At 40.2% G+C, this 25,671-nt stretch carries 24 protein-coding genes and 1 tRNA gene; 11 read left to right on the forward strand and 14 right to left on the reverse strand.

Translation table 11 applies throughout. The features are described 5' to 3' along the window. Window positions 1-43 precede the first annotated feature (43 nt). The 8 genes from FTV50_RS05950 to FTV50_RS05985 all read right to left on the reverse strand — a co-directional run bounded on the left by FTV50_RS05950 (window position 44) and on the right by FTV50_RS05985 (window position 8,449). Window positions 44-1,234, reverse strand: a complete 1,191-nt coding sequence (locus FTV50_RS05950) for an HlyD family type I secretion periplasmic adaptor subunit (RefSeq protein WP_078193562.1) — start codon at window positions 1,232-1,234, stop codon at window positions 44-46. Between the two features lie 3 nt (window positions 1,235-1,237). Continuing rightward, complete coding sequence (locus FTV50_RS05955; protein ID WP_180023828.1) at window positions 1,238-3,364, reverse strand: type I secretion system permease/ATPase; 2,127 nt, start codon at window positions 3,362-3,364, stop codon at window positions 1,238-1,240. Beyond that, entirely contained in the window at window positions 3,361-4,884 is a 1,524-nt protein-coding gene (locus FTV50_RS05960) for a TolC family protein (RefSeq protein WP_180023998.1), read from the reverse strand. Before FTV50_RS05960 ends, FTV50_RS05955 begins: the two co-directional genes overlap by 4 nt. A gap of 166 nt (window positions 4,885-5,050) precedes the next feature. Further along, window positions 5,051-5,794 carry an LPS export ABC transporter ATP-binding protein gene (gene lptB, locus FTV50_RS05965; protein ID WP_078188759.1) on the reverse strand — a complete coding sequence of 248 codons (744 nt, stop codon included), beginning with the start codon at window positions 5,792-5,794 and terminating at the stop codon, window positions 5,051-5,053. Beyond that, window positions 5,794-6,360 (reverse strand): lipopolysaccharide transport periplasmic protein LptA, encoded by a 567-nt coding sequence (lptA, locus tag FTV50_RS05970; protein ID WP_168377635.1) that lies wholly within the window; start codon window positions 6,358-6,360, stop codon window positions 5,794-5,796. The genes lptB and lptA overlap by 1 nt, the downstream gene beginning before the upstream one ends. Beyond that, window positions 6,350-6,892: an LPS export ABC transporter periplasmic protein LptC gene (gene lptC / locus FTV50_RS05975; RefSeq protein ID WP_078188761.1), complete on the reverse strand. Its 543-nt coding sequence runs from the start codon at window positions 6,890-6,892 to the stop codon at window positions 6,350-6,352. Before lptC ends, lptA begins: the two co-directional genes overlap by 11 nt. A 35-nt stretch (window positions 6,893-6,927) precedes the next feature. Beyond that, window positions 6,928-7,467, reverse strand: a complete 540-nt coding sequence (locus FTV50_RS05980) for an HAD family hydrolase (protein WP_078188762.1) — start codon at window positions 7,465-7,467, stop codon at window positions 6,928-6,930. 4 nt (window positions 7,468-7,471) lie between these two features. Continuing rightward, on the reverse strand, window positions 7,472-8,449 hold the full coding sequence (locus FTV50_RS05985) for an SIS domain-containing protein (RefSeq protein WP_078193567.1): 978 nt from the start codon (window positions 8,447-8,449) through the stop codon (window positions 7,472-7,474). Between the two features lie 355 nt (window positions 8,450-8,804). Between FTV50_RS05985 and cysS the strand changes: the two genes are divergently transcribed. The 3 genes from cysS to FTV50_RS06000 all read left to right on the forward strand — a co-directional run bounded on the left by cysS (window position 8,805) and on the right by FTV50_RS06000 (window position 13,091). Then, complete coding sequence (cysS, locus tag FTV50_RS05990) at window positions 8,805-10,226, forward strand: cysteine--tRNA ligase (RefSeq protein WP_180023829.1); 1,422 nt, start codon at window positions 8,805-8,807, stop codon at window positions 10,224-10,226. Between the two features lie 62 nt (window positions 10,227-10,288). After that, a tRNA-Gly gene (locus FTV50_RS05995) sits at window positions 10,289-10,364 on the forward strand. Window positions 10,365-10,991: 627 nt separating this feature from the next. Continuing rightward, window positions 10,992-13,091 carry a TonB-dependent siderophore receptor gene (locus FTV50_RS06000; protein ID WP_180023830.1) on the forward strand — a complete coding sequence of 700 codons (2,100 nt, stop codon included), beginning with the start codon at window positions 10,992-10,994 and terminating at the stop codon, window positions 13,089-13,091. Window positions 13,092-13,176: 85 nt separating this feature from the next. Here the strand turns inward: FTV50_RS06000 and FTV50_RS06005 are convergent, their stop codons facing one another. Next, window positions 13,177-13,452, reverse strand: a complete 276-nt coding sequence (locus tag FTV50_RS06005; protein ID WP_180023831.1) for a hypothetical protein — start codon at window positions 13,450-13,452, stop codon at window positions 13,177-13,179. A gap of 419 nt (window positions 13,453-13,871) precedes the next feature. Here FTV50_RS06005 and FTV50_RS06010 point away from each other — a divergent pair, with 419 nt between their 5' ends. Next, window positions 13,872-14,579 (forward strand): glutamine amidotransferase, encoded by a 708-nt coding sequence (locus FTV50_RS06010; protein WP_180023832.1) that lies wholly within the window; start codon window positions 13,872-13,874, stop codon window positions 14,577-14,579. Between the two features lie 66 nt (window positions 14,580-14,645). Beyond that, window positions 14,646-15,275, forward strand: a complete 630-nt coding sequence (locus FTV50_RS06015) for a LysE family transporter (protein ID WP_180023833.1) — start codon at window positions 14,646-14,648, stop codon at window positions 15,273-15,275. Between the two features lie 81 nt (window positions 15,276-15,356). Here the strand turns inward: FTV50_RS06015 and FTV50_RS06020 are convergent, their stop codons facing one another. Next, window positions 15,357-15,953 carry a YceI family protein gene (locus tag FTV50_RS06020; protein ID WP_078188771.1) on the reverse strand — a complete coding sequence of 199 codons (597 nt, stop codon included), beginning with the start codon at window positions 15,951-15,953 and terminating at the stop codon, window positions 15,357-15,359. A 293-nt stretch (window positions 15,954-16,246) separates the two neighbouring features. Here FTV50_RS06020 and FTV50_RS16670 point away from each other — a divergent pair, with 293 nt between their 5' ends. Continuing rightward, complete coding sequence (locus FTV50_RS16670; RefSeq protein ID WP_249735018.1) at window positions 16,247-16,762, forward strand: nuclear transport factor 2 family protein; 516 nt, start codon at window positions 16,247-16,249, stop codon at window positions 16,760-16,762. Between the two features lie 65 nt (window positions 16,763-16,827). Here FTV50_RS16670 and FTV50_RS06030 read toward each other — a convergent pair whose 3' ends face one another. The 4 genes from FTV50_RS06030 to FTV50_RS06045 all read right to left on the reverse strand — a co-directional run bounded on the left by FTV50_RS06030 (window position 16,828) and on the right by FTV50_RS06045 (window position 20,735). Next, window positions 16,828-17,271 (reverse strand): GNAT family N-acetyltransferase, encoded by a 444-nt coding sequence (locus FTV50_RS06030; RefSeq protein WP_373683674.1) that lies wholly within the window; start codon window positions 17,269-17,271, stop codon window positions 16,828-16,830. Window positions 17,272-17,458: 187 nt separating this feature from the next. After that, complete coding sequence (locus FTV50_RS06035) at window positions 17,459-17,674, reverse strand: hypothetical protein (protein ID WP_078188774.1); 216 nt, start codon at window positions 17,672-17,674, stop codon at window positions 17,459-17,461. Between the two features lie 183 nt (window positions 17,675-17,857). Then, window positions 17,858-19,846: a transketolase gene (tkt, locus tag FTV50_RS06040; protein ID WP_180023835.1), complete on the reverse strand. Its 1,989-nt coding sequence runs from the start codon at window positions 19,844-19,846 to the stop codon at window positions 17,858-17,860. Window positions 19,847-20,309: 463 nt separating this feature from the next. Next, a complete protein-coding gene (locus tag FTV50_RS06045; protein ID WP_180023836.1) occupies window positions 20,310-20,735 on the reverse strand; it encodes a pilin in 426 nt (141 codons plus the stop codon). 444 nt (window positions 20,736-21,179) lie between these two features. Between FTV50_RS06045 and metK the strand changes: the two genes are divergently transcribed. From metK to FTV50_RS06070, 5 genes are all read left to right on the forward strand, one after another. Beyond that, window positions 21,180-22,346, forward strand: a complete 1,167-nt coding sequence (metK, locus tag FTV50_RS06050; RefSeq protein WP_078188779.1) for a methionine adenosyltransferase — start codon at window positions 21,180-21,182, stop codon at window positions 22,344-22,346. A gap of 170 nt (window positions 22,347-22,516) precedes the next feature. After that, window positions 22,517-22,957: an SMI1/KNR4 family protein gene (locus tag FTV50_RS06055; RefSeq protein ID WP_180023837.1), complete on the forward strand. Its 441-nt coding sequence runs from the start codon at window positions 22,517-22,519 to the stop codon at window positions 22,955-22,957. Window positions 22,958-23,108: 151 nt separating this feature from the next. Continuing rightward, complete coding sequence (locus tag FTV50_RS06060; protein ID WP_078193577.1) at window positions 23,109-23,453, forward strand: hypothetical protein; 345 nt, start codon at window positions 23,109-23,111, stop codon at window positions 23,451-23,453. Between the two features lie 146 nt (window positions 23,454-23,599). Beyond that, window positions 23,600-24,301: a VIT family protein gene (locus FTV50_RS06065; protein ID WP_180010154.1), complete on the forward strand. Its 702-nt coding sequence runs from the start codon at window positions 23,600-23,602 to the stop codon at window positions 24,299-24,301. A gap of 135 nt (window positions 24,302-24,436) precedes the next feature. Next, a complete protein-coding gene (locus FTV50_RS06070) occupies window positions 24,437-25,648 on the forward strand; it encodes a YeeE/YedE family protein (protein ID WP_180023838.1) in 1,212 nt (403 codons plus the stop codon). Window positions 25,649-25,671 lie beyond the last annotated feature (23 nt).

Consider the following 25,671-nt stretch of genomic DNA (forward strand, 5'->3'; position numbering starts at 1 on the left):
CAAAAAAGCCTCCAATGCTGGAGGCTTGATTGGCACTGCGTTATTAACGTTCGCGAAGTGCTTCTTTGGCTTTATTGAATGGCTTGATTAAATATTCAAGTACAGTTTTCGAGCCTGTGCGGATATCAACTGTTGCCACCATACCCGGTGTAATACTAAAACTTTTACCTTCTTTATTGCTTAATTTATCACTATCTGTACGGATATAAACACGATAATAGAACTGATCTTGTTTCACTTCATCACGTAACGTATCTGGTGAAATGACGGTCACTTTACCTTTTAGACCACCATAGATCGAATAGTCATATGCCGTAATTTTAACTAAGGCTTCTTGACCCGGACGAATAAAAGCAATATCTCGCGGTGAAATACGTGCTTCTACCAAAAGCTGTTCATCCAAAGGTACAATAGTCATCAATTTACCATTTTGCGGAATCACACCACCCAATGTCATCACATCAATCTCTTTGACCACACCACGAACTGGAGATTTAAAAACGGTACGGCTGAGTGTATCTGATTTGCCTTTCACCACTTGTTGCTGTGATTCAATATCAGTATTGGCTTTCGACAATTCTTCCCGTGATTTTACCAAATATTGGTTACGGACATCATTTAACTGATTTTGTAAGTCATTCGCTGAACGCTTTAAACGAAGTACTTCAACTTCACTTGCTGCCCCTTTAGCAACAAGCGGCTCAGTCATGGCCAATTCTTGTTGAACTAACACCAATGCCTGTTTTAAGCCGGCAACAGATTCTTCCAAGTTTGCACGACGTGAATGATATAAAGCTGTTTCTTCCTTCACTAAAGCTGGAATCTTTTGAACATCTTCAGGAAAGGTTAATGGTGTACCATTCACTTCTGCACGTAAACGTGCTGCTGTCGCACGTGATGCCACAAGTAAAGACTCGGTTTCACCAACATTTGATGCGAAGCGTGTTGGATCGAGTTGCGCAAGGACTTGACCTTGTTCAACAATTTGACCTTCCTTCACATTCAACTTGGTTAAAATACCTCCCTCAAGCGACTGAACAATTTGTTCTTTCGAAGATGGAATCACTTTACCTGTCCCTGTAGAGACTTCTTCTAATTTAAACAACCAAGCCCAAACTAAAAGAATGGCCAGACCAATCGTAATAATCCAAATGATTAAACTCGATTTCGGTAATGGTGGCTCTTTAAAGCTGACTTTGGTCGAGCGTTGTATTTCTTGTTTATTTTCACTCATGATTTAAGCCCCAGCTACTTTTTTCTGAGCATTCTGATTCAGAATTTGATCACGAGGCCCATCCATGACAATTTTACCTTCATTCACCACAATAATGCGGTCAACCAACTCAAGTACCGCACGGCGATGTGTTGCTACCACCATAGTTCGGTTTTGTAAATAACCTTTTAAATGATCGATCAACTGCTTCTCAGATACGTCATCAATGGCTGCTGTAGGTTCATCAAGCAATAGAATATTGGGTTGACGAATCAATAAGCGTGCAAGCAACAAAGCTTGGCGTTGACCGCCAGAGAAGCCTACACCACCTTCTAAAATGATATGGTCTAGCCCTTCTTTTTTCTCTTGAACAAAGTGAATTGCACCCGTAATTTTCAGTACTTCAATCAATTGTTCATCCGTAGCCAGCGGAGCACCCAAGGTCAAGTTTTCACGAATCGTACCATAAAATAACTGTGCATTTTGGTTCAATAGCCCCATATCACGGCGTACATCTGCGGGGTCAATTAAAGACAGCTCAATCCCATCTAATTTAACTTTGCCTTGTACTGGCGTTTGCATACCCGATAACAATTGGAGTAGCGTAGACTTACCAGCACCGTTACGGCCCAAAATTGCGATTTTTTCTCCAGCCTTAATTTCCAGTTTTGGAATTAAAAGACTTGGACGTGGGTCATCTTCACCATACTTAAATGACACACCATTGAGTTCATAATGACCATTAATTGATGGTCGATGAATAAGATGAGAATAATCCGGTTGATCGACAGGTTTCTTCATGAGCTCATCCAGACCGGCTTTTGCCACTTTAGCCTGTTGTAAACGACCTAATACCCCTGCCAGTGCAGAAATCGGTGCCAACATTCGTGAAGACAAAATCGAACAAGCCACCAAAGCACCTGTGGTCATTTCACCTTTCATCACAGCAAAACAGCCGACAAGTACAACAATTGCAAACGTTAGACCCTGAATTTTTTGCGTCCATGCCGACATTAAGCCTACAATTTTACGTTGACGCATGCTGACATCAGCAGACACTTCATTCATGTGGTTCCATTGGTTTTGGAAACGTGATTCAGCACGAAGTAATTTGATATCCTCCATACCTTGCACAGATTCAACCAATAAGGCATTACGAATCGAAGACTCGCGCATACCCATTTGTGCAAGTTTAGCCAATGGTTTTTGCGCCAAAATCCCTGGAATAATCATCAAAGGAACCACCAACAGCATAACCCAAAATAGATTGCCGCCAATTAACCAGAAGATGAACAGGAACAAGAAGAAAAACGGTAAGTCGGCAATCGCAGTAACAGTCGTCGAGGTGACCATTTCGCGTACCCCTTCTAATTCACGAATCTGTGAAATAAAAGTACCTGTAGATTTTGAGCGTTCGCTATTTTTAATTCTTAATGCATGACCAAACACACGATCAGATATTTTTAAATCGGCACGTTTACCAATAATATCCGACAAATAAATTCGTGAAACACGTAGTGCAAACTCAAATATCGCTGCAATTAACACCCCACCCGCAAGTACCCATAAAGTCGGTACAGATTGAGATGGAATGACGCGGTCGTACACGTTCATTGAGAACAAAATAGTGGCTAGGGCCAAAATATTCGCCATTAATGAAGCAAACATAATGTCTATATAACGTTTCCAGTCTTTTAAAACAATCGACCAGAACCAATTTTTTTCAAACGGCTTGATGTATTCATCAACACGTGCATCGGGTACAGATGACTCTGGACGCAGAATATAAATATTGCGAACGCCATGGCTCAATCGTTCAATAGAGAAGACTTGAGATAGGCCTTCATCTCCGCTCAATTGTACACTGGCATTACCGTCTACGTCGATGCGTTCTACCACACCCACTTCACCACTGATGAACTCGACCAATACAGGTAAGCGCCATGGATTAAGTAGATTTATGTCGTATTTGTTTTTACGAACACTTAATCCAATTTGGCGTGCCATCACTGCGACCAGTTCATCGGCATTTTTGTGTTGATCCCAATCCAACTGCAACCGTATACGTTCTTCAGAGGGTTCAATTCGATAATGCTTTGCAATATTCATAACCGCTTGTAGCCACGGTTGATAATTTATTGTATTACTCATGGCTGAACTTCAAACCCCTGAATAGATATATTATTAAGTTCATAAATATTTCGTGAACGTCCTGTCACTTGGATGTACTGCGCAAGTGCTGAGTAGATATCATATTGTGATGTCACAATTTCTTGTGCGGCACTATGTATGGCTTGCTCTGCATTCAGTAGATCGACAACCGTTCGAGTTCCTAATTTATATTGTTCTTGATACAGTTCTTTAGTTCTTACAGTTGTTTCACGACGCTGCACCAATATCGACATTTGACGCTTTTTATTTTCGATTTGTTCTCGAATCATTCGGACTTGATCAATCACATCCAAATAGACTGTATTTACTTGTGCTTTTGCTGCTTCTTCTGCATAGCTAGCGGCACGTGTTTGCGCTGCAATTGCCCCACCTTGGTAAAAATTACTGGTGGCTTCCAACATGATTGAATTATATAAACCATCATCTTCATCATTATTTGGATTACGGCCATTCACCGCCTGACTCAGACTGCCTTTGACATTGAGGGTTGGATAAGCACTTAATTTTGACTGTTGCTTTTGCAATTTGGCAATTTCAACCCCAGCCTGTGCTTTCATCATGCTCGGAATCATCTTGAAGTCCGGATCCTCATATAAAGCTGCTGCAGTTAAGATCCGATCAGGTATCACCCAATTGATCTGACTTACATCAAAACCTAACAAGGTACGAAGTCGCTGTTGGTACTGTCGAAGTTGAGTTTCTTGCACAATTAAATTTGATTCCGCAGCTTCTAAATTTGACTTGGCTTGAATAGGGTCTGCTTGACTACTGATCCCTGCGGTTGCACGTAAATTAGCAATCTCAGCAATCCGACTCACACCGGCAATTTGCTGCTGCGCAATTTTAGCCACTTCTTGATATCGTTTAATGTTGATAATTGCATTTGCAACATCAAAAGAAACTTCATCTAAATTTACAAGTACATTAGCCTGCTCTTGTAACATTTTTGCTTCTTCGATACCGACAGCACTTTTGGTTTTACCAAAGTCATATAACATCTGCGTCGCATTTAAAGACACTAACTGACGTCCACGCTCGCCTTTTGTCAGATCTGCGGTACTTAATCCACCTGAAATTTGGGGATAATATGCAGCATTCGCAAGGTCAATATTGGCGTTTTGCGATGCAACTGTAGCAATACTTTGCGTAATTTCTGGACGTCTTTGGACGGCGATATGTATCGCATCAATAAAACTTAGATTCTTCGCTACTGTGTTTGGATTATAGCTGCCTTGTTGCGTTCGACCATAAGCAACGGCTGGCATTTCTTGTACACGTGAGGTATCTAAATTATATTTACTGAGTTCTGTGATGTTAATTTTTTTGGCAGAAGGTTTAGGCTTATTAGGTAAAAAAATCTTATCTAATGTCTTTTGAATGGTACTTTGTGCAGTGCCGGTATCTGCTGCATATACTGAACCAATGGAAAAGGGTAATAATAATATACAAAAGAAATTGCACTTATTTTTACGCGGACGCCCAACTTCTGGACCATTCATCTTTCGTAATCGCATGATTTTTGCAGGTCGTATTTTTAGTTTAAAGTATACTGAATTCTTGTTAATTTTTTAGATTAATCGCTCAGTTTTTGTCATTTCAGACAATAACATAAACCCGCTGAATGAAACTAGCGCCATTCAACGGGAAATTTCTTATTTTATTCAATTAAACGGTAAAATCATCACCAAGATAAACTTTACGTACAGTTTCATCCGCAAGGACTTCTTCTGGAGTACCTTCTGCAATCACTGAACCTTCGCTCACGATATAGGCATGCTCACAAATCGCAAGGGTTTCTCGCACATTATGGTCGGTAATTAATACACCAATACCGCGATCTTTCAATGTTCGGATAATGTCTTTAATATCACCCACTGAAATAGGATCGACCCCTGCAAAAGGTTCATCTAGCAACATAAATTTAGGGTCTGCCGCTAACGCACGCGCGATTTCCGCACGACGACGCTCACCACCCGACACACTCATACCAAGAGAATCTTTGATGTGTGTGATTTTAAAGTCGGCAAGCAATTCCGTTAAACGTTGCTGACGTTGTTGCTTATTTAGATCTTTACGGGTTTCTAAAATCGACATGATATTTTCAGAAATGGTTAATTTTCTAAAAATAGATGCTTCTTGGGGTAGATAACCAATACCTTTACGTGCGCGCTCATGCATTGCCAAGTCAGACAAATCAAGATCATCTAAATGAATCTCACCTTTATCCATACGCACCAGGCCAACAACCATATAGAAACTTGTGGTTTTACCTGCACCATTTGGACCAAGTAAACCCACAATTTGACCACTTTGCATGCTAAAGGATACATCCTTTACCACCCAACGCTTACTGTAGTTTTTGGCTAAATGTTTAATACATAAAGTTTGAACTTGCGAGGTTTGCTCCATTAATCACGTGCTCCTGGGAAGGACTTAGTGCTTGATGGTGGGATCACGATTTGTACACGACCTGAAGAAGATCCAGATTTATTTGGTGTACCTTCAGCAACGATATCGCCTTTATTCATACTGTATTTCAAGCTATTACCACGAATACTTGCACCATCTTGTTGTAACAAAGCACCACCCGTCATGGTGATAATACCCGTTTCAGCATTGTAGACGATCTTCTGAGCTTGGCCTTTTGCAAAGCCTTTGGCAGGATCAGTTTTTTGTTGGAAATGTGCTGGTCCGCCCGTTGCTGTAATCGTACTGATCTCTTTTTTGCTGTTTAAGTTCGCAACGATTGAGTTTGCCTGAAGCTTCATCGAACCCTGTTCAATGATGACATTACCGGTATACGTCGTAATCCCGGTTTTTTCGTTAAATGTTGCACGATCGGCAACCAATGAAATCGGTTGATTACGATCTGAAGGCAAAGCAAAAGCTGCAACTGAACATAACGCCAGTGAACCGAGTAGCGCTGTACGTTTTAGGAAAGTTTTTGCAGTTTTTCGATTAAAATTATGGTTCATACTTTCCTCGAATATTAAAAAATTCGTATTGACCGTCGTTTAAATTTGCTTTTAAACCTTGGCTGACAAATTCGGCTTGTGGTGAAATCACCGTTACAGTCTTGTCCGTTTCTATTTCACGCTGTTTTGGAAAAGCAGTGAGTTCCTCAGTACGAAACTCCATTTGCCCTTCACGCATCAATTTTGTCGCAACCACATTGTCACTCAGTACGACTTTTTGGTTATCGTCCATACCATTGGCTTGTTTGGCAAAGAACGTGGCATCGACAGCACCATCTTGATAGGTCGATGCTTTCAGATTCACCAAATGAGAAGTTTGCTTTTGCAAATCCTGCTCAAGTCGATCGACTTGCGCACGAATATGCAATTTTCCCTGCTCATCAGTCTGCGTCAGGTTAATGTTTTCAGCTGAGTAAGTCATACTTTTCGAAGAGTCCGCCTGAAGCTTATTACCCTTTCCACCGAAATAGTAAAAACCACCGCTTACAGCAGCAATGACCACAGCTGTCACGTATAAAACTTTAGTATCCATAAGCGGAGATTCAATCCAGTGACTGCATCAATTTATTAATAAGGTGCACTTGCATATTTTTCAAGTAGTTCCTGGTATACACCTTTAGAAACTAAAAGCATATCGCAGATTTCACGAACAGCACCACGTCCACCCATCGCCTGCGTAACAAGATCTGCACGGCGACGTACTTCTAAATGTCCATTTGGTACGGTCACTTTCATCCCCGCAATAGCGAAGGCTGAAAGATCGGGCCAATCATCGCCCATATATAGGCAATCTGAAGGATCAATACCAAACTGTGCGCAGGCTTCAGTCAAGGCAACGCCTTTATCTTCACGTCCTTGAAAAACCAAGTCCACACCTAAGTCAGACATGCGTTTTTCAACAATATTACTTTTACGGCCAGTAATAATGATGACTTTGATACCCGCTTTTTGCACCAACTTCATGCCTAAGCCATCTCGAATATCAAAGGATTTGATTTCATCGCCGCTATTGGTTAACGTTACAAATCCATCACTTAAAATTCCATCTACATCCAGTACCAGTGCTTCTATGTGACGCGCTTGTTCTAGCAATACATACGATGCCATTTTCTTAATTTACCCCAGCCTGAATCAAATCATGCATGCTGATAATCCCAATCACTTTATTGACATCATCAACAACTACAAATTGTGTAATTTTCTTTTCGTTCATACGTTCTAAAGCATGTACCGCGCGTTCTTCTTGTGAAATGGTCAAAGGATTTTTAATCATCACTTCTGAGACTTTCATATTCACATCAAAGCCTTGCTGTTTATCAATCAAACGACGTAAGTCACCGTCGGTAAAGATACCCAATAAGGTATCGTTTTCATCGACAATCGTGGTGAGTCCCAAACGTTTATTTGAAATTTCGTAGAGAACTTTATTCATTGGTGTCTCTGGCGACACTTTGGGTAAGTCTTCACCTGTATGCATTAGATGTTTTACATGCAATAATAAACGCTTACCCAACGCTCCAGCAGGATGAGAGCGTGCAAAATCATCCGAGGTAAAGCCACGTGCATCCAATAAAGCAACCGCAAGGGCATCACCTAAGGCTAATGTTGCAGTGGTACTGGAGGTCGGAGCTAGACCCAAAGGGCATGCTTCTTGAATATTACCCAAGGTCAATGCGACATCGGCATTTTGTGGCATTGGGCCTTTATTGTCGCCACTCATAGTAATGAGAGGAATGCCCAAATGTTTGATCAATGGCATCAGCATCATAATTTCATCACTCTTACCTGAGTTTGAAATTGCAATGAGCACATCTCCTTTAACCAACATGCCCAAATCACCATGCCCAGCTTCACCCGGATGCATGAAGAAAGATGGCGTACCGGTCGAGGCAAACGTAGCGGCCATTTTACGACCGATATGCCCCGATTTGCCCATACCAGTAATCACTAAACGCCCTTTGCACTGTAAAATGATTTCGCAGGCTTGGCTAAAACGATCATCTATTTGCGTCGCTAATACTTGTAAAGCATGCTCTTCAATACGCAAAGTTTCTAATGCGACTTTCTGAAAATCGACTTGATTCGGCATATTTGGTGGATTCAAAGTTGTTATACCTTAAGCCGTGAGAGGTGCGCTCTCACTTTCAAAATAAAAAATTTTCACAATTTTATCATATCTATGCAAATAGCACGTTTCCAAATGTATAAGAATTCATGAATTATGCAGAAAAGATGCATTTCTTCTTTTTTATCTTAGGAACAGATAAATTGAATTCAGCACTCGAATGAGATTCAGACCGAATCCAATTAACCTTCTACGCTATTTTTAGCAACGCAAAGACATCAAGCATTAAAAAATATCTGCTTTTTTGGGTTTTAACTTTATGAATAAAAATGCTTAGGTTAAGATGAGCCATCTTTTGGTAGAAACAATTTGAAGACCTATGCAACCTTTTGTTCTATATAACTCAGAGCAACGTAAAAAAGTAGAATTCGTACCTCGTAAAGAAGGACATATCGACATGTATGTCTGTGGAATGACCGTGTATGACTACTGTCATATTGGTCATGCTCGAGTTATGGTTGCATTCGACTACATTATCCGTTTCCTGCGCAGTCAGGGCTGGAACGTTAAATACGTTCGCAACATTACCGATATTGACGACAAAATCATTGCCCGTGCCAATGAAAATGGCGAAAGCATTACTGCTTTAACCGATCGCTTTATCAAGGCCATGAACGAAGATGCTGCCAATTTAGGTTGTGCAGCACCTGATGAAGCACCACGTGCAACAGACTATATCGATCAAATGCAGAATATGATTGGTAGCTTGGTTAACAAAGGTACAGCCTACCCATCTGCAAATGGCGATGTTTATTTTGAAGTTGAAAAGTTTGCCAAATATGGTCGTCTTTCGGGTCGTAAACTTGACGATATGCAGGCTGGTGCTTCTGAACGCGTTGATGTAGAAGTAGAAAAGAAACATCCTTTTGACTTCGTGCTTTGGAAACATGCCAAAGAAAATGAACCTTCTTGGGCTTCACCTTGGGGCAATGGCCGTCCGGGCTGGCATATTGAATGTTCAGCGATGTCGACCTGCTGCTTAGGTAACCATTTTGATATTCATGGTGGCGGTTCAGACTTAACTTTCCCGCATCATGAAAATGAAATTGCGCAATCTGAGGCATCTACTGGCGAACAGTATGTTAATTACTGGATGCATGTCGGCTTTATTAATGTCGATGGCGAAAAAATGTCGAAGTCTTTAGGTAACTTCTTCACTATTCGTGATGTGATGGATAAATTCCACCCTGAAGTGATTCGCTTCTTTATTGTGTCATCACATTACCGTAGCCCAGTAAACTTCTCTGACACTGCTTTAAAAGAAGCGAAAAATACCCTTTCCCGTTTCTATCATTCATTTAAAGCTTATCAGCAAGTCTATGGTGAAAAAACCGTAGAAACTTTGGATGATGCTTTAGTTGAGCGCTTTAATGCCGCTATGCGTGATGATTTCAACACGGCAGAAGCAATTGCGGTATTGTTTGAAGTCAACAAAGAATTGAACCGTGCCGTAAAAGATGAAAATGCTGAACAAGCGGCTGTGTATTATTCGACATTGCGTCACTTGACCAATATTTTAGGTTTGGTTCAGCACAATGTTGATGAATTTTTAAAATCAGATATTGGTCAAGAAGCACTAGGTCTCTCTGAAGAGCAAATTGAAGATTTAATTCAACAACGTAAAGATGCGAAAAAAGCCAAAGAATTTGCCAAAGCAGATGACATTCGTCAATCTTTGTTAGATCAAGGGATTGTTCTTGAAGATACTCGTCAAGGCACTATTTGGCGCCGTGCTGATTAATTAAGCAAACAGAAGCATAGAGAGTTGACAGTTGTGTGAAATTCTCTATAATTCACCTCATTGCGGGAATAGCTCAGTTGGTAGAGCATAACCTTGCCAAGGTTGGGGTCGGGAGTTCGAGTCTCCTTTCCCGCTCCAGAATACGAAAAACCCTCATCGAAAGATGAGGGTTTTTTATGTCTAAATTTTTCTTCAAAGGCTTATTTTTAGATTTATTTACTCATGTTATGCACATGAAAGCCATTTCACATTTTTAAAATAATATTTAAATCTATTCGACGAAGTCTTACATTTAGGTATTAAATACAGGGACTAGCTTTCGGCTGGAAGTACTCTTACGAAACGTTGTTGCTCATTCGGCATAATGAGATGCGAAGCTTCGCAAGGAAACCATCTTGCGGTGCAATGCACCTCACAGACAAAACTCGTTCACTACCGTCAAATGATTCAATGTATCGCAAAAACATTTTTGATTAGAAGTCGTCCTGTCTCAAACCATTGCGGATGACATTACCGCGTATCTTTATTATTTGAAGCAAAGTACGCTTCTGATGCTACTGCGTAACATCTGTTATTTATTATATTGTAGCGACGTTAATAGGCCTTAATTTTCCCCCAACGAATAAGGCTTTCCTTATTGCAAAATGACCTTTCGCCTACCTGTTAAAAATAATCTGATGAAATGCTCATCTTGGTTATTTTCCTCAATTTTTCTCCATAATTTTCCGTTATTCTTTGCCAAAATTACATTTGGACAACCAAATAATGCACGGCGCGCACACCACACTCAAACTGACCAGCTTAAGTTACGCATTACTTACGATCTCAACATCAATTTGGGCCGCAGATACTGTTCAAAATCCCCAAGAATCTGCAGCAGTTCAGCAAATGGAAGCTTTAACATTTGAAGTTCCAACAGCAAGCACTAAGCCCAAAGACCCAGATATCAGTGCTGTCGCAAAAACCATCATAAGCCGTGATGAAATGTTGAAATTTGGAGATCAGTCAATCAATGATGCGCTGCGTCGTGCTGCAGGGTTTCAACTGCCCGGTGCTGGCGGTGGTCCACGTGGTGGTGCAGGTGCTGGCGGCATGCGTTTTCGTGGTGGTGGCGCACCCGTGTTTTTAATCAATGGTGAACCTGTACAAGGTGGTCCTCGTGGGGGCATGTCAGTTGTTGATAGCATTACACCGGAAATGATCGAACGCCTTGAAATCACCAAACAACCGAGCGTTGCTCAAGGCTCGGTTGCTTCTTCTGCAGTCATCAATATTATTTTAAAAGAACCATTGAATGGCACGCGCTTGAGTGGATCTGTACGTGCTGGTTATGGCCTAACCAAATCAAATACACGTGAAGAAGAACGCACTAATTTAAACTTTCAAATGGATGGTCGTTCAGACCCTTGGATCTATAGTTTATCTGGGAGCCAAATGTGGAATGACTCAGATACGCTCATCCGTACACAAGATGCAACAGGAACGAAAACCCAGAAACGCATCACCAATCGTACGTCGCAAATGTTAACCCCACGTGTTGAATATCAACTTGATGATCAACAAAAATTGGTCGCTGAAATGTTTTATCGCAACAATGAAAGCGAAGGCACAAGTGGCTCCCAAGTCCAAAAAGATAAAAATGACAGCATTCGACTCAACACACGATATGAGCGTAAAGACCAAGGAAATTCAGACAAAATTCGCTTATCAATCGAGCAGCAAAATGAAACCGAATTAACAGAGTATAGAGATTCCCAATCATATATTGATGAACAAATTAATGAATATGGTTTAGGCTACGACGGTGTCCGCAAGTTCGACTCAAAACGCCAAATAAAATTTGGTACCGACCTACGAAGCAATAAACTTGAAAGCAATATTGCAGAGACCTTAGATGAACAATTATATGCAGCCTATGTTGAAGGAAGTTGGAAATATACGCCGCGCCAAACCTTAACTTTAGGTGTACGCCAAGAGTGGATTGATCGTTCAGGTTTAGTGGATTATCAAGATCAGCATTTAAGTCCTGTATTAGCACACCGTTTTGACTTTAATGACCAGTGGTCACTTCAAACCAATTTGAGTCAGGCTTTTAAAAACCCACGTAGCAATCAATTAATGCCGACGATTTCAGTTTCTACAGATAGCGATGCAGGGACACTAAACAATCCTGATCGTGGTGGTAATCCTGACCTAAGACCTGAAACTATTAATGCTTACGAAACAACCTTAGGTTATAACACCCCTGCTGGCGGTGTAAATATCACTGCATATTATCGAGAAATTAATGACTATATCGAAAAATCGATCCTGTCAGAAAATGCTACAGGTAGTCGTTGTGAAACAGGAGATACAGATTGCCGTTTTGTAGAACGTCCATATAACCAAGACAGTGCAACTACTTATGGTGTGGAGATTGCTGGACGTTATGCACTGAAACAAACGGAGAATGATCATTCTTTTATGTTGAATGCTCAGCTTTCAACTGTACGTGCAAAAATTGAAGAAACTGACGGCTCTGATCGTTTGGCAAGTGATGTTGCACCTTATACCGCAAGTGCTGGTTTATCTTATAACTATCAACCGTGGCGTATTGCAACAAGTGTGAACCTCAATTACACCCCTGAATATACGCGTGCGCTGAGTAACGAACCTTACAATCGCACCAGCAATGAACGTATCAATATGGATGTGAGTTTTACTAAACGCTTTGATCAAAATTGGTCTGCATCGGTCAATGCACGTAATATTCTCAGCTCAGATTATAAAGAAGTGTTAAAAGAACAAAGTTCTGGCGCGCTATACCAATCTCGCATCAATGAATCAATTCCAAGCTTTATGTTTACCTTAGAAAAGAAATTCTAAACCGTTTCTAAGAGCTTCCAATGAGATTTAAACTAAAAAACCGATACTGACAACGTATCGGTTTTTTTAGCTACATGACCGCAAACTAGCGCTCAATTGCCTTCAACATTTTCGCAATTTTTAGGGTATGTTCCTTCTGCCCTTTTTTCTCTAAGACCTTTTGCTCAACCCACCATAAATATTCAAAAATTTCTGATTCACTTGAATCCTCTTGAATTAATTTAAAAATATTGGGCAAATAATCATCATATTCATCACGTAAAGCAGGAATACGGCGAATCCCTAACGGGTCCCATTCCTTCCATAAAATTTTATGTATCGCATGCAAGAGACTGGCATCTCGATTATGTTTTGACTGCATACAAGTTCCCTGGCTTATATTTTTTTACTTTTAAAATCAGTTATCTAATTATGTGATGATATTAAAAGAAAAATGAACTGTTGTTTGTCGAAGATTTCATCATACGCATCTCTAAACGCTTTTCCATTGGTTTTTCATCTTTTTTTTATACTAAACCAAAGCTTTATCAAAATATCATGCACTTTTTCTCATAAATTTTGCCAATAAAGCCTTTCGAGAATCCCTTACTTCACAATACAAAAGTTTTAAATGCTAAGTTCAATTTTCAGACCTAATCATTCAAAGAAAAAAACAATACGCTTCAGCCAACTTCTATATTTATCTCTTTTCGCAATTGTGAAAAATTTACAGTTTTCCTTTTTAATCTCCGACAATTCAAGCTACATTCTATTTTGAAATTTTAATCCTGAAAAATCCCTATGAGTACTGCATTAAACGAAAACATTTACGTCATTCAACACCTTGCATTTGAAGATTTGGGTTCATTGGAAGATGTATTTTATCAACTGGGTTATCGGGTGAGATACTTCGAAGCTGGTATCGATGACCTCAGTAAAGCTATGCAACATACAGGGCTTACCATCATTTTGGGCGGCCCGATCGGAGTCTATGAAACTAATGACTACCCTTTCCTACAAAAAGAAATAGACTTACTTAAAGTACGTTTAGAGAGTAATTTACCGACTTTAGGCATTTGCTTAGGTGCTCAGCTAATTGCGCATGCATTGGGAGCGAAAGTTTATGCAGGTCATAGCAAAGAAATCGGTTGGAGTAACTTAGAACTTGATGCTATTACTGACAATATATTAGCGCCATTAGATCAAGTGCCTGTACTGCATTGGCATGGTGATACCTTTGATTTACCTGTAAATGCACAGTTACTCGCCAGCTCAGCAATTTATCCAAATCAAGCGTTTAGCTATGGGCCCAATATTCTAGCTCTACAGTTTCATATTGAAGCAGAAACACAGGCCATGGAAAAATGGCTAATTGGGCATACATGTGAACTGCATAAAGCACAAATTAACATCCCAAATTTACGCATGGAAAGCCAACAACATGCACCTCATTTAGAACGTGTTGCTCCCCTTATTTTGCAACAATTCTTACAACAGCTTGAGCTTTAAAACAGCTATTAATTTAAAGCTAAATGGCTTATAACGGTTGCACTTCAAAACGTATAAGCCATTAGAATGACTCCCTTACTCAGCATTGCGCTCATCCACTTTTTTGCTCTCATCAGCCCAGGCCCAGACTTCTTTTTTGTCACTCAAAGTGCTATTCGACAATCCAGATCACATGCATTATTTGCCGCATTAGGTATATCACTTAGTATTTTAGTTTGGTCAATTTGTGCAATAAGTGGCTTACATTTTCTATTTCAAAAAATGGCTTGGTTACAACAATGCCTCATGATTTTGGGTGGCTTATATCTTTTATATTTAGGCTCTCAGTTATTAAAATCTGCATGGAGTAAAGACCTCGGCACAATAACGAAACCAACCGAGCAAGCTGTACAGAAAAAATCGCCTTTGACGCTGTTATTCCAAGGTTTCTTGACCAATATGGCCAATCCAAAAGCATTGGTTTATTTCAGTAGTGTATTTTCTATTGGAATCAGTGCAAAGGTCAGTATTTTTGATCAAAGCTCTTTATTGGCTTTAGTCTTTATTGAAAGTTTGATTTGGTTTGCATTGGTTGCGGTCTTATTCTCAGCACCTAAAATGACCCATTACTATCAAAAATTTAGTAAAAAAATTGACGCCATTACCGGTGGAATTTTCATCAGTTTTGGCTGCCTATTGCTGCTCAATCGCGATTGACCACTCATCAAATACTCATCTACGAGACATAAAAAAGCACCCAAATGGGTGCTTTCCTAACTTAGCTGAGGGAGCTAAATCTTATTTCGCTGCTGCCTTTGCTGTAGACACAGCGGCTTCAGTCGTAATATTTACCGTAATTTTGTCGCCTACATTTGGTACATATGCACCGACACCAAATGCTGAACGATCAAAAGAAGTCGTTGCATTAAAACCAATCGTTTCCGCCTTAGTCATTGGGTGAACGGCTTGCTTGTTCAATACAGCATCCAATACCACTGGTTTAGTCACATTTTTAACTGTTAAATCACCCGTGATTTTGTATTTAGTTTTGCTGATCGCTTGAACTTTTGTACTTTTAAACGTGATATTTGGATATTTTTCAGCATCAAAGAAATCAGCTGTTTTTAAATGATCATCTAATGCTTTGACATTGGTATTTAAGCTCGATAATGGAATCGTCACATTTACAGACGAATTTGCAGGTTTTGCATTATCGACATTAATTGTCCCTTGAATGTCACTAAAGTTTGCAGAAGGCGTTGAGAAACCAAAATGATTCCAAGTAAATACTGTTGCTGTATGAGTAGGATCAATTTGATAGGCAACAGGTTTTGCCATAGAAATTGTTGTAACTGATGCTACCGCCAAACCGATTGTTAATGCTTTAAAGTTCATGTTTTTATCTCACTATCGAATACTATTAAGTCTATAGGTTTTTAGCCGTATTACAGCTTTAAAGATAAAACGTTTTGTTGCATGTTTAGAACGATAGTTTTGTAAAATCTGTAGCAGCATCTACAACCACTCTCAATTATTAAATTTCCCATATATTTCAAATAATTAATAATTTAATTGATCCATGAGTTATTTATCCTAAATTTAGGAAACATCAACCTATCTGAGTCGTAGGTTTTCTAAACAAATCCACTTAAGATTTTTAGACATCATAAAAATCTGAGTACCCAAAAATGACAGAACAATCGCTGGCTATTGAAAAAGCCTTAAATACTAAAATGCCCAAAGATGTCGTTTTGGCATTTCTTATGAATACTTCAAAAGAACTCGTCGAAAATGCAACTCAGCTACTGGTAGCCGAAGACGCAGCATATGTTTCCCTTAACTTTAGCAACCCAGAACTGAAACAAATTGAGCCGTGGGCTGGGTCTGGCACAGGCAGAGACATTTATATTTATACCTTTGCCAACGTCGGGACCTACTGGAATATCGACGACTTTCAAATCACGGATATGATCGCTGAAGATGAAACCGTAGCTGTATTTGGTCAATTCACCTACACCTCAGTGTATGCTAAAAATACATTTACCTCGCCTTTTTCAATCAAAGCCAAAGTTCAAAATGGTTTAATCAGCTATTTCCAATTCATGGAAGATACCTATGCCTCAGCATCATCTTTCCGCGTAGGCGGAGAATGGATCATTCAGCAAGATGCAGACTCAGCTAAAAACTTTAAAGTTTCAGCTTAATACTTAGATGCAGCAGCTCTTCACGCAAGAGCTGCTGTTGATTTGGAATGGCCTTTTACATTAAGTTAATGACAGCGATATTGGATAAACCCAGTTTTTCTCGCGATTTGATCATACAGCTTTTGTGCTGTTTCATTGTCCTGATGCGTAAGCCAATACACACGGTCACACTGCCGCTGATCACAATATTCTTTCACTTTCGCGATCAGCGCCTTGCCAATACCCTGCCCGCGATATTCTTCAAGCGTATATAAATCTTGCAAATAGGCATAAGGCTGCAATGTCCAGCAGCTCTCATGTTCAATGACATGCACGATCCCAACCACTTGATGTTCAATTACGGCTGCAAAGCCATACACATGTTCGCACTCAGCAGCATGTAACCTTTGCCATGTTCGCTCGGTCACTGCATCCGCCACCTGACTTTTATAAAATTCTAAATACAGCTCCCAGAGCGGCTGCCATTGGCTTTTTGAAATTTCAGTTAAATTTTTAATTTGTATTTGCACGTTCAATGTCTTTTTTAAATGATCACTGGATTTTTATAACTGAAATAAAGCTTTTTGTGTTGAAAACACTGTATTTTATGCGCTCTTTTTAAACATGATGAGTCTTGAAAGAACGTTTTCTTATCTGTTTTATAAATACAATAGACAAATAAAAAGCCCGAAGATTCGGACTTTTTAACCATTCAGCTTATAGCTTTTCAACCAAGATCCGATCTACCTGCTTTAAACCTGTATGCTTTTCATGGTTCTTACGGCGAATCTTAATCACTTTGTCTTCTTGCAAATCTTGCAACATCAATTCTACTGCAACCATGGCTTCAAGCTCTAAGTCCGTGCCTATCCATTTCTGTTCACCAGCATCCATCAGTACAATTTCATCATTTATCTGATCGTAAAGGCTCATCGTTTCCTCACTTGGGGCAACATTGCACCCGTGGCTGAATACTGCATGAATGAATTAATTTTAAACCAATGCTTTAATTCATTCGTTACAAATCGTTATTTCACAATTAAAAAATATATTTAATCTCTGCAATAAAAAACGCCCCTTCTCTGGGGCGTCTTTTTTACTGTTAATCTTTATAGATTAAGCGGTAATTTCTTTCACAGCAGCAACAACAGCATCAGCTGTGATACCGAAGTGTTGGTACAAGTCTTTTGCTGGAGCTGATTCACCGTAAGTCGTCATACCGATTACACGGCCATCAAGACCTACAAATTTCCACCAGTAGTCCACATGCGCAGCTTCAACAGCAACACGCGCACGGATCGCAGCAGGAAGAACCGCTTCACGGTAAGCAGCGTCTTGTTTTACGAATTCTTCAGCACATGGCATAGAAACAACACGTACGCCTTCAAGCTGTGCATAAGCATCCATTGCCAATGAAACTTCTGAACCAGTCGCAATGATGATTGCTTTCAATTCGCCTTTTTCTTTTGCAAGTACATAACCGCCTTTCGCAACATCAGCAATTTGATCTGCTGTACGTGTTTGGAATGGCAAGTTTTGACGAGAGAAGATTAACGCTGTAGGGCCTTCTGAACGAAGTAGCGCAGATTTCCAAGAAATAGACGCTTCTACAGTGTCACATGGACGCCAAGTATTTAGGTTTGGTGTACCACGTAAAGATGCAATTTGCTCTACAGGTTGGTGTGTAGGACCATCTTCACCTAGACCAATTGAGTCATGGGTATACACATGGATCACACGTTGTTTCATCAATGCTGACATACGTACTGCATTACGTGCATATTCCATAAACATCAAGAATGTTGCTACATAAGGAACGAAACCGCCATGCAGCGCTACACCGTTCGCAATTGCAGTCATACCGAATTCACGTACACCGTAATGAACGTAGTTACCCGCTGGGTTAGATTCAACGCCTTCTGCGCCTTTCCATAAAGTCAGGTTAGAGCCTGCAAGGTCAGCAGAACCACCTAGAATTTCTGGAAGCTGTGGTGCAAATGCTTGAATGGCATTTTGGCTAGCTTTACGAGTAGCGATTGTTTCAGCTTTAGCATTTACTTCAGCAATATAAGCATCCGCTTTTGCTGCGAAGTCAGCAGGAAGGTCACCAGAAAGACGACGTTTTAGTTCAGCTGCTTCTGCTGGATATTTAGCAGCATAAGCAGCAAATGTGTCGTTCCAAGCAGATTCAGAAGCAGTACCTTTGGCTTTTGCATCCCAAGCTGCATAAACATCAGCAGGAATTTCAAATGGACCTTCTGTCCAGCCCAAAGCTTCACGAGTTAAAGCGATTTCATCATTACCAAGCGGCGCACCGTGGCAATCTTCTTTACCTTGTTTGTTTGGCGAACCTAAACCAATAATGGTTTTACAGATAATTAAGGTTGGTTTCGCAGTTTCAGCTTTTGCTTCAACAGTTGCCGCACGGATTGCGTCTGCATCATGGCCGTCAACTTTAAGTACTTGCCAGCCGTATGCAAGGAAACGCTGTTCTGTATCATCAGAGAACCAGCCTTCTACTTCACCGTCAATCGAGATGCCGTTGTCATCGTAGTAAACAACTAATTTACCTAGACCCAAAGTACCAGCCAATGAACATGCTTCGTGAGAAACACCTTCCATTAAACAGCCGTCACCTAAGAAACAGTAAGTGTTGTGATCTACAACTGTAATGTCTTCTTTGTTGAATTGAGCCGCTAAAGTTTTTTCAGCAAGTGCAAAACCTACAGCGTTTGCAATACCTTGACCCAATGGACCAGTCGTTGTTTCGATACCCGGTGCATAGCCCAATTCTGGGTGACCTGGCGTTTTAGAATGCAATTGACGGAAAGATTTCAAATCTTCAATAGACAGGTCATAACCTGTTAAGTGCAATAGCGCATATTGCAACATAGAGCCATGGCCGTTTGACAATACGAAACGGTCACGGTTTGCCCATTGTGGGTTTGCAGGGTTGTGGTTGAGGAATTCACGCCATACCACATCAGCAATATCTGCCATCCCCATTGGAGCACCTGGATGTCCTGAATTTGCTTTTTGCACAGCATCCATTGCCAATACACGAATTGCGTTTGCAATACGACGTTCGTTAAGCGGGGTTGTCATAGGTCAGAGTCCAAACAAATGGTTTAAAAGAGTAAGATGAATAAGAATTCAAAGATGCGCATATTGTCTTAAAAAAAGCGGAATGGGTAAAGCCTCAGGGGCAAATTTTCGCTAATTATTCCTGCACCACCTGTATTTTGGGCGCTTATTGCTCAATTTCAAGCCTATGCATGTCGTTTATTTTGTATACAGTGACGCTTTTATATGGCGAATCAATGACAGCGCAATGCATATTTAGAGTTTAGTGGCGAAAGCAAACGCTTCGTAATTGATAAAAGTCCAATACATCGAATGGAAATTGTGAATATAAATAGCAGCCAAAGCCGATCCAAATAAATGACCATTAGAAATATGAAATATAATCAATAAAGAAACTTATGAATGTTTATTAAACTCTAAGAGCATACTCATCCCTGTGAAATCAGCACTGATCCAATATCTTCGAGACCCTAGATACAGAACTTTAGATACCACGACATGTAGCAGGTAAATTTCGCTGCGAAATATCATCCGATTGACAATTCCAAGCACCATTTAAACCATCAGGAATATTAAAATAGATCTGCTTTGAGCGAAGAGCAAAATTGACATCTGTTGATTTAAACGTAAAAACCACTGAACACGTTCCTGCCACATCAGTAATTTCACTACTTGCAATATACTTGGTACTGATACTTTCATTCAGCGCTGTATTCAAATCTACACAGCTTTGCTCAGCTGAATAATTTTCCACCAATTTAATTTTATAGGGTGAAATCATTGTTAATACTTCAGCTACTTGCGCCCGAGCGACATAGCCATTGTAAGATACAGTAGCAATTGCAGCCAAAATACCAATGATTGCCACCACGATCATAATTTCAATGAGTGTAAAACCAGACTGTTTCATTACGTTTCCCCATTCAACGTAATGACAAATAGGCAATTTGCATACCAAGTCTCAAAAGCCCACACTTATTGTGTTTTATTTTTCAAATTAAACGAATAATTGTCGTTTACAGTCATATTCTGGCAGTTCATGACATTCATTATTGATAAATCTCAGGATATTGATTTGATTTTTTCTTATAATTGATTCACTTAAAATGCCACTTTAGGCATTTTAACGCCTAATCACATTGTTGCTTGTGCCAAAACAAAATATCTCAGTTTTATCTCATCATAAAAAATTAAATTGATAAATCCATAGCTTATATCAATTTTTTAGATGCCTATATCAATTAAAAAGTCATTGAAATGAATTAATTTCATCCAATTTGGTCATGTTGAGCTAGTCCTAAACGCTTTCTCGATGTAACATATTGCGTCTTTAAATTTAACTGTGATAGGACTTATGCGCGAGTACGCTGTATTTACCTCGGAATCTGTAAGCGAAGGCCATCCGGATAAAATGGCTGACCAAATCAGTGATGCTATTTTGGATGCAATCTTAAAAGAAGACCCATATGCACGGGTTGCTTGTGAAACGCTTGTAAAAACGGGTGCGGTTGTACTTGCCGGTGAAATCACAACAACTGCAAATGTTGACTTTGAAGCGATTGTTCGTAATACCGTAAATGGTATCGGATATCATCATTCAGATCTTGGCTTTGATGGCTCAACATGTGCCGTGATCAACATGATCGGTAAACAATCACCTGAAATTGCTCAAGGTGTAGACCGTCAAAAACCTGAAGATCAAGGTGCAGGCGACCAAGGTTTAATGTTTGGATATGCAAGCCGTGAAACTGATGTGCTTATGCCAGCACCTATTTCATATGCGCATCGCTTAATGGAAAAACAAGCTGAACTACGTAAACAAGGCAAACTTGCTTGGTTACGTCCTGATGCAAAAAGCCAAGTAACATTTGCTTATGAAAACGGCATGCCAGTTCGTTTAGACGCAGTTGTACTTTCGACCCAGCACGATCCAAAAATTACTCAAGCTCAATTGAAAGAAGCGGTAATTGAAGAAATCGTGAAAAAAGTGATTCCTGCTGAAATGTTCCATGCAGACACTAAATTCCACATCAACCCAACAGGTATGTTCGTGATTGGCGGCCCTGTAGGCGACTGTGGTTTAACAGGCCGTAAAATCATTGTAGATACTTACGGTGGTATGGCTCGTCACGGTGGTGGTGCGTTCTCTGGTAAAGATCCATCAAAAGTGGACCGTTCTGCTGCTTATGCAGGCCGTTATGTTGCTAAAAACATTGTGGCTGCTGGTCTAGCTGACAAATGTGAAATTCAAGTGTCATATGCGATTGGTGTTGCAGAACCAACATCTATCTCGATCAACACATTCAATACTGCAAAAGTATCTGAAGATTTGATTATTGCACTTGTACGTGAACACTTTGACTTACGTCCATACGGTATTACTCGTATGTTGAACTTGATCCAACCGATGTACCAACAAACTGCTGCGTATGGTCACTTCGGTCGTGAAGGTTCTGATACCGCATTTACATGGGAAAAAACTGACAAAGTGGAAGCGCTTAAAGCATCTGCTGGTCTTTAATCTTAATAGATTAATTTCTCAAAAAAGCCTGCATTGATTGCAGGCTTTTTTATGCCCCATATGTCCATAACTAAATCATCTAGGATAAAAATAACGAGTGTAAAAAAATATTGACTAAAATTTACGCCTAGCTTATTCATAAATCACCAAAATCATTTAAGAACAACATCATGCCCTTTCCATTAGACTTAAAATTTATTACTGCAACTGAAGAACAATTAGGATTTAAGTTTCCAGATAAATATAAAGCCAAAATGCAAATTGAAAATGGTGGCGAATTCGGCATTAGCTTTTCTAGCACGGATGAATTTAAAGATGGTGATGACATCGAAGCATGGTGGCTTTTTCCCTTCCAAGACAGCAGCGATGTGAAAAGAATAAAACGTACAATGAATCATCTAGCCGCAGAACATCAATCCATAAGTGAAATTGAAGACTTCCCTGAAAACAGCATTGCTATTGCACATAACGGCGATGGCGATTATTTATTGCTGCGTACGGTAGACGACACACAATTGGGGGAAGAAATATATTTATGGCGCCATGAAGACAGTGAATTTATCTATCTACTTGTTAACTCAATTGAAGAATTATTTACTCAAAACCCTTAACGCCATAAGCAGATATAAAGCCTTTCAAACTACAAAATAAGCTAGATAAAATAACACTAAATCAACAATTTTTGATCGATTTTTGAATATTTTTTCAGCTAATATAAATTCAGCCCATGCTACGGGCATAACAAAAAAAGGAAAGATCAAAATGAATAAATTACTTGTTGCTTTAGGTTTGGCTGCAACTGTTGCACTTGTTGGCTGTAATAAAGACAAAGCGCCAGAAACAGGTGCAACAACTGGTGAACACTTAGAAAACGCTGCTGACCAAGCAGGCCATGACATCGCTGATGCAACTTCAGATGCGGCAACTGCGACAGCTACTGCTGTTGATAATGCTGCAACTGCAACTGCGACAGCAGCCGAAAATGCTGCAGAAAATGCTGAAGCTGCTGCACACAATGCCAAAGAAGCAGCTAAAGACGCAACTGCTGCAACAGCAGGTGCTGTTGAACAAGGTGCAGCTGACGTGAAAGAAAAAGCGCAGCAATAAGCATTTTATAAAAAAAGCACCTTCGGGTGCTTTTTTTATATCTGTATTTTATTCAACTTACTGTTTCAATCTATTTTTAACTTGAAATTTAACCGATGTCAGGTCAATCTTATGAGGTCATATAAATAACAAACTTAGAGAAAATAATGTCTTACTCACATCATGCCGAAAAACATTTTATGGAACGTACGGGTTGGCTACGTGCATCTGTACTCGGTGCAAATGATGGCATTATCTCCGTCACTAGTTTAATTATGGGCATGGCTGCAAGTGGTGCTTCTAGCCATACCTTACTCATTACCTGCATTGCAGGACTCATCTCTGGTGCAACCTCTATGGCGGCGGGCGAATATATCTCTGTGAAATCTCAAGAAGACGTCGAAAAAGCAGATCTTCACATGGAGCATAAAGAACTGCAAAAGAACCCTGAGCTAGAACTTAAAGAACTTACCCAAATTTATATTCAACGTGGTTTAGAGCCTACACTGGCCCATGAAGTCGCAGTCCAATTAACTGCACATGATGCACTTGAAGCCCACGCCCGAGATGAAATTGGAATCCATGACAATACCGCAGCAAAACCCGTTCAAGCAGCGCTATCATCGGCTTTAGCCTTTTCAATTGGTGCAATATTTCCGATGGTTGCGATCTTGATCAGTGCTGACATGCATATTGAAAAAACCGTTATGGCCGTTGGTGTGATTTCTCTAGCACTCCTCGGTGCCTTAGCCAGTTATGCAGCAGGTACTTCTATGTTGAAAGGCAGTCTACGTGTTGCACTCTGGGGCATTGCAGCCATGCTATTTTCAAGTTGGATTGGTTCTTTATTTAATGTAAATCCAGTTTAACGCTCGTTTTATCAGTTTTTTATATATGTTAAATCAATTATACGCAGCAATGATTGTGTGATTTTTCAACAATATTCATTTTTACAATATATAAAAACCGTAAAATAGAGCTACATTTTTTAAGCTTTTTTCTCCATGTCTGTTATTGCTGCGCCAGCCAATCGATCCAATGTATCGATTTGGGTGGCTTTTGTTTTATTAATTTTAGGCACCATTGGTGCTTATCTGGTTGTGGGCGTTAACCAAGCATTGCTATTTTTAATTGGTGGTGCTTTGGGTATGACCCTTTATCACGCATCTTTTGGTTTTACCTCGAGTTGGCGTGTCTTCATTAAAGAACGCCGTGGTCGTGGCTTACGTGCACAAATGATCATGTTGGCTTTGGCTGTATTGCTCTTCTTCCCTGCTTTAGGTGCGGGTGAATTATTTGGCAACCCAGTCAAAGGTAACGTTAATCCTGTTTCAATGTCCGTGATGATCGGTGCCTTTATTTTTGGTATTGGTATGCAACTTGGCGGTGGCTGTGCATCAGGGACCCTGTACACTGTGGGCGCAGGTAGCGCACGTATGATTGTAACGCTGATCTTCTTCTGTACAGGTTCATTGATTGCAACTTCACATATTCAATGGTGGTTTGACCTTCCCCACTTTGAACCGATTTCTTTAGTCAAAAGCTTTGGTGTAGTCCCTGCACTGGTTTTAAACTTTGTGTTCTTTGCATTGATTGCCGCAGCAACAGTTTACTTTGAAAAGAAACGCCATGGTCAGCTTGAAGTAGAGCCGCAAGCTAACCAATACGGCTGGAAACGCTTTCTACGTGGTCCATGGCCATTGGTTTGGGGTGGAATTATCCTGACTTTACTGAACTTTGCCACACTCGCACTTGCGGGCCGTCCTTGGGGCGTGACCTCTGCCTTAGCCGTTTGGGCCGCAAAATCAGCAAGTGTTATGGGGATTGATGTTGCATCTTGGGCATATTGGCAGCAACCTGCAAATGCAAAAGCACTGACCGAGTCATTATGGTTTGATATCACGTCAATGATGAATTTCGGCATCATGCTCGGTGCATTACTCGCAGCGAGCCTTGCTGGTAAATTTGCACCGAACTTTAATATCCCAAAACGCTCACTGCTAGCAGCTGTGATCGGTGGTTTGATGTTGGGTTATGGCGCACGTTTAGCATACGGTTGTAATATTGGTGCGTATTTCAGCGGTATTGCTTCAGGGAGTTTACACGGCTGGTTATGGTTAGTATTTGCCTTCATTGGGAACGGTATCGGCGTCAAACTACGTCCAATCTTCTTCCCTGGCGAACGTCCACAACCGGAAAAGTTAACGGGCTGCTAATTTCTGTAAAAAAAGCCCCTCAT

The organism is Acinetobacter sp. YH1901134 (assembly GCF_013416965.1).
In the GTDB taxonomy this organism is placed as follows: Bacteria; Pseudomonadota; Gammaproteobacteria; order Pseudomonadales; family Moraxellaceae; genus Acinetobacter; species Acinetobacter amyesii.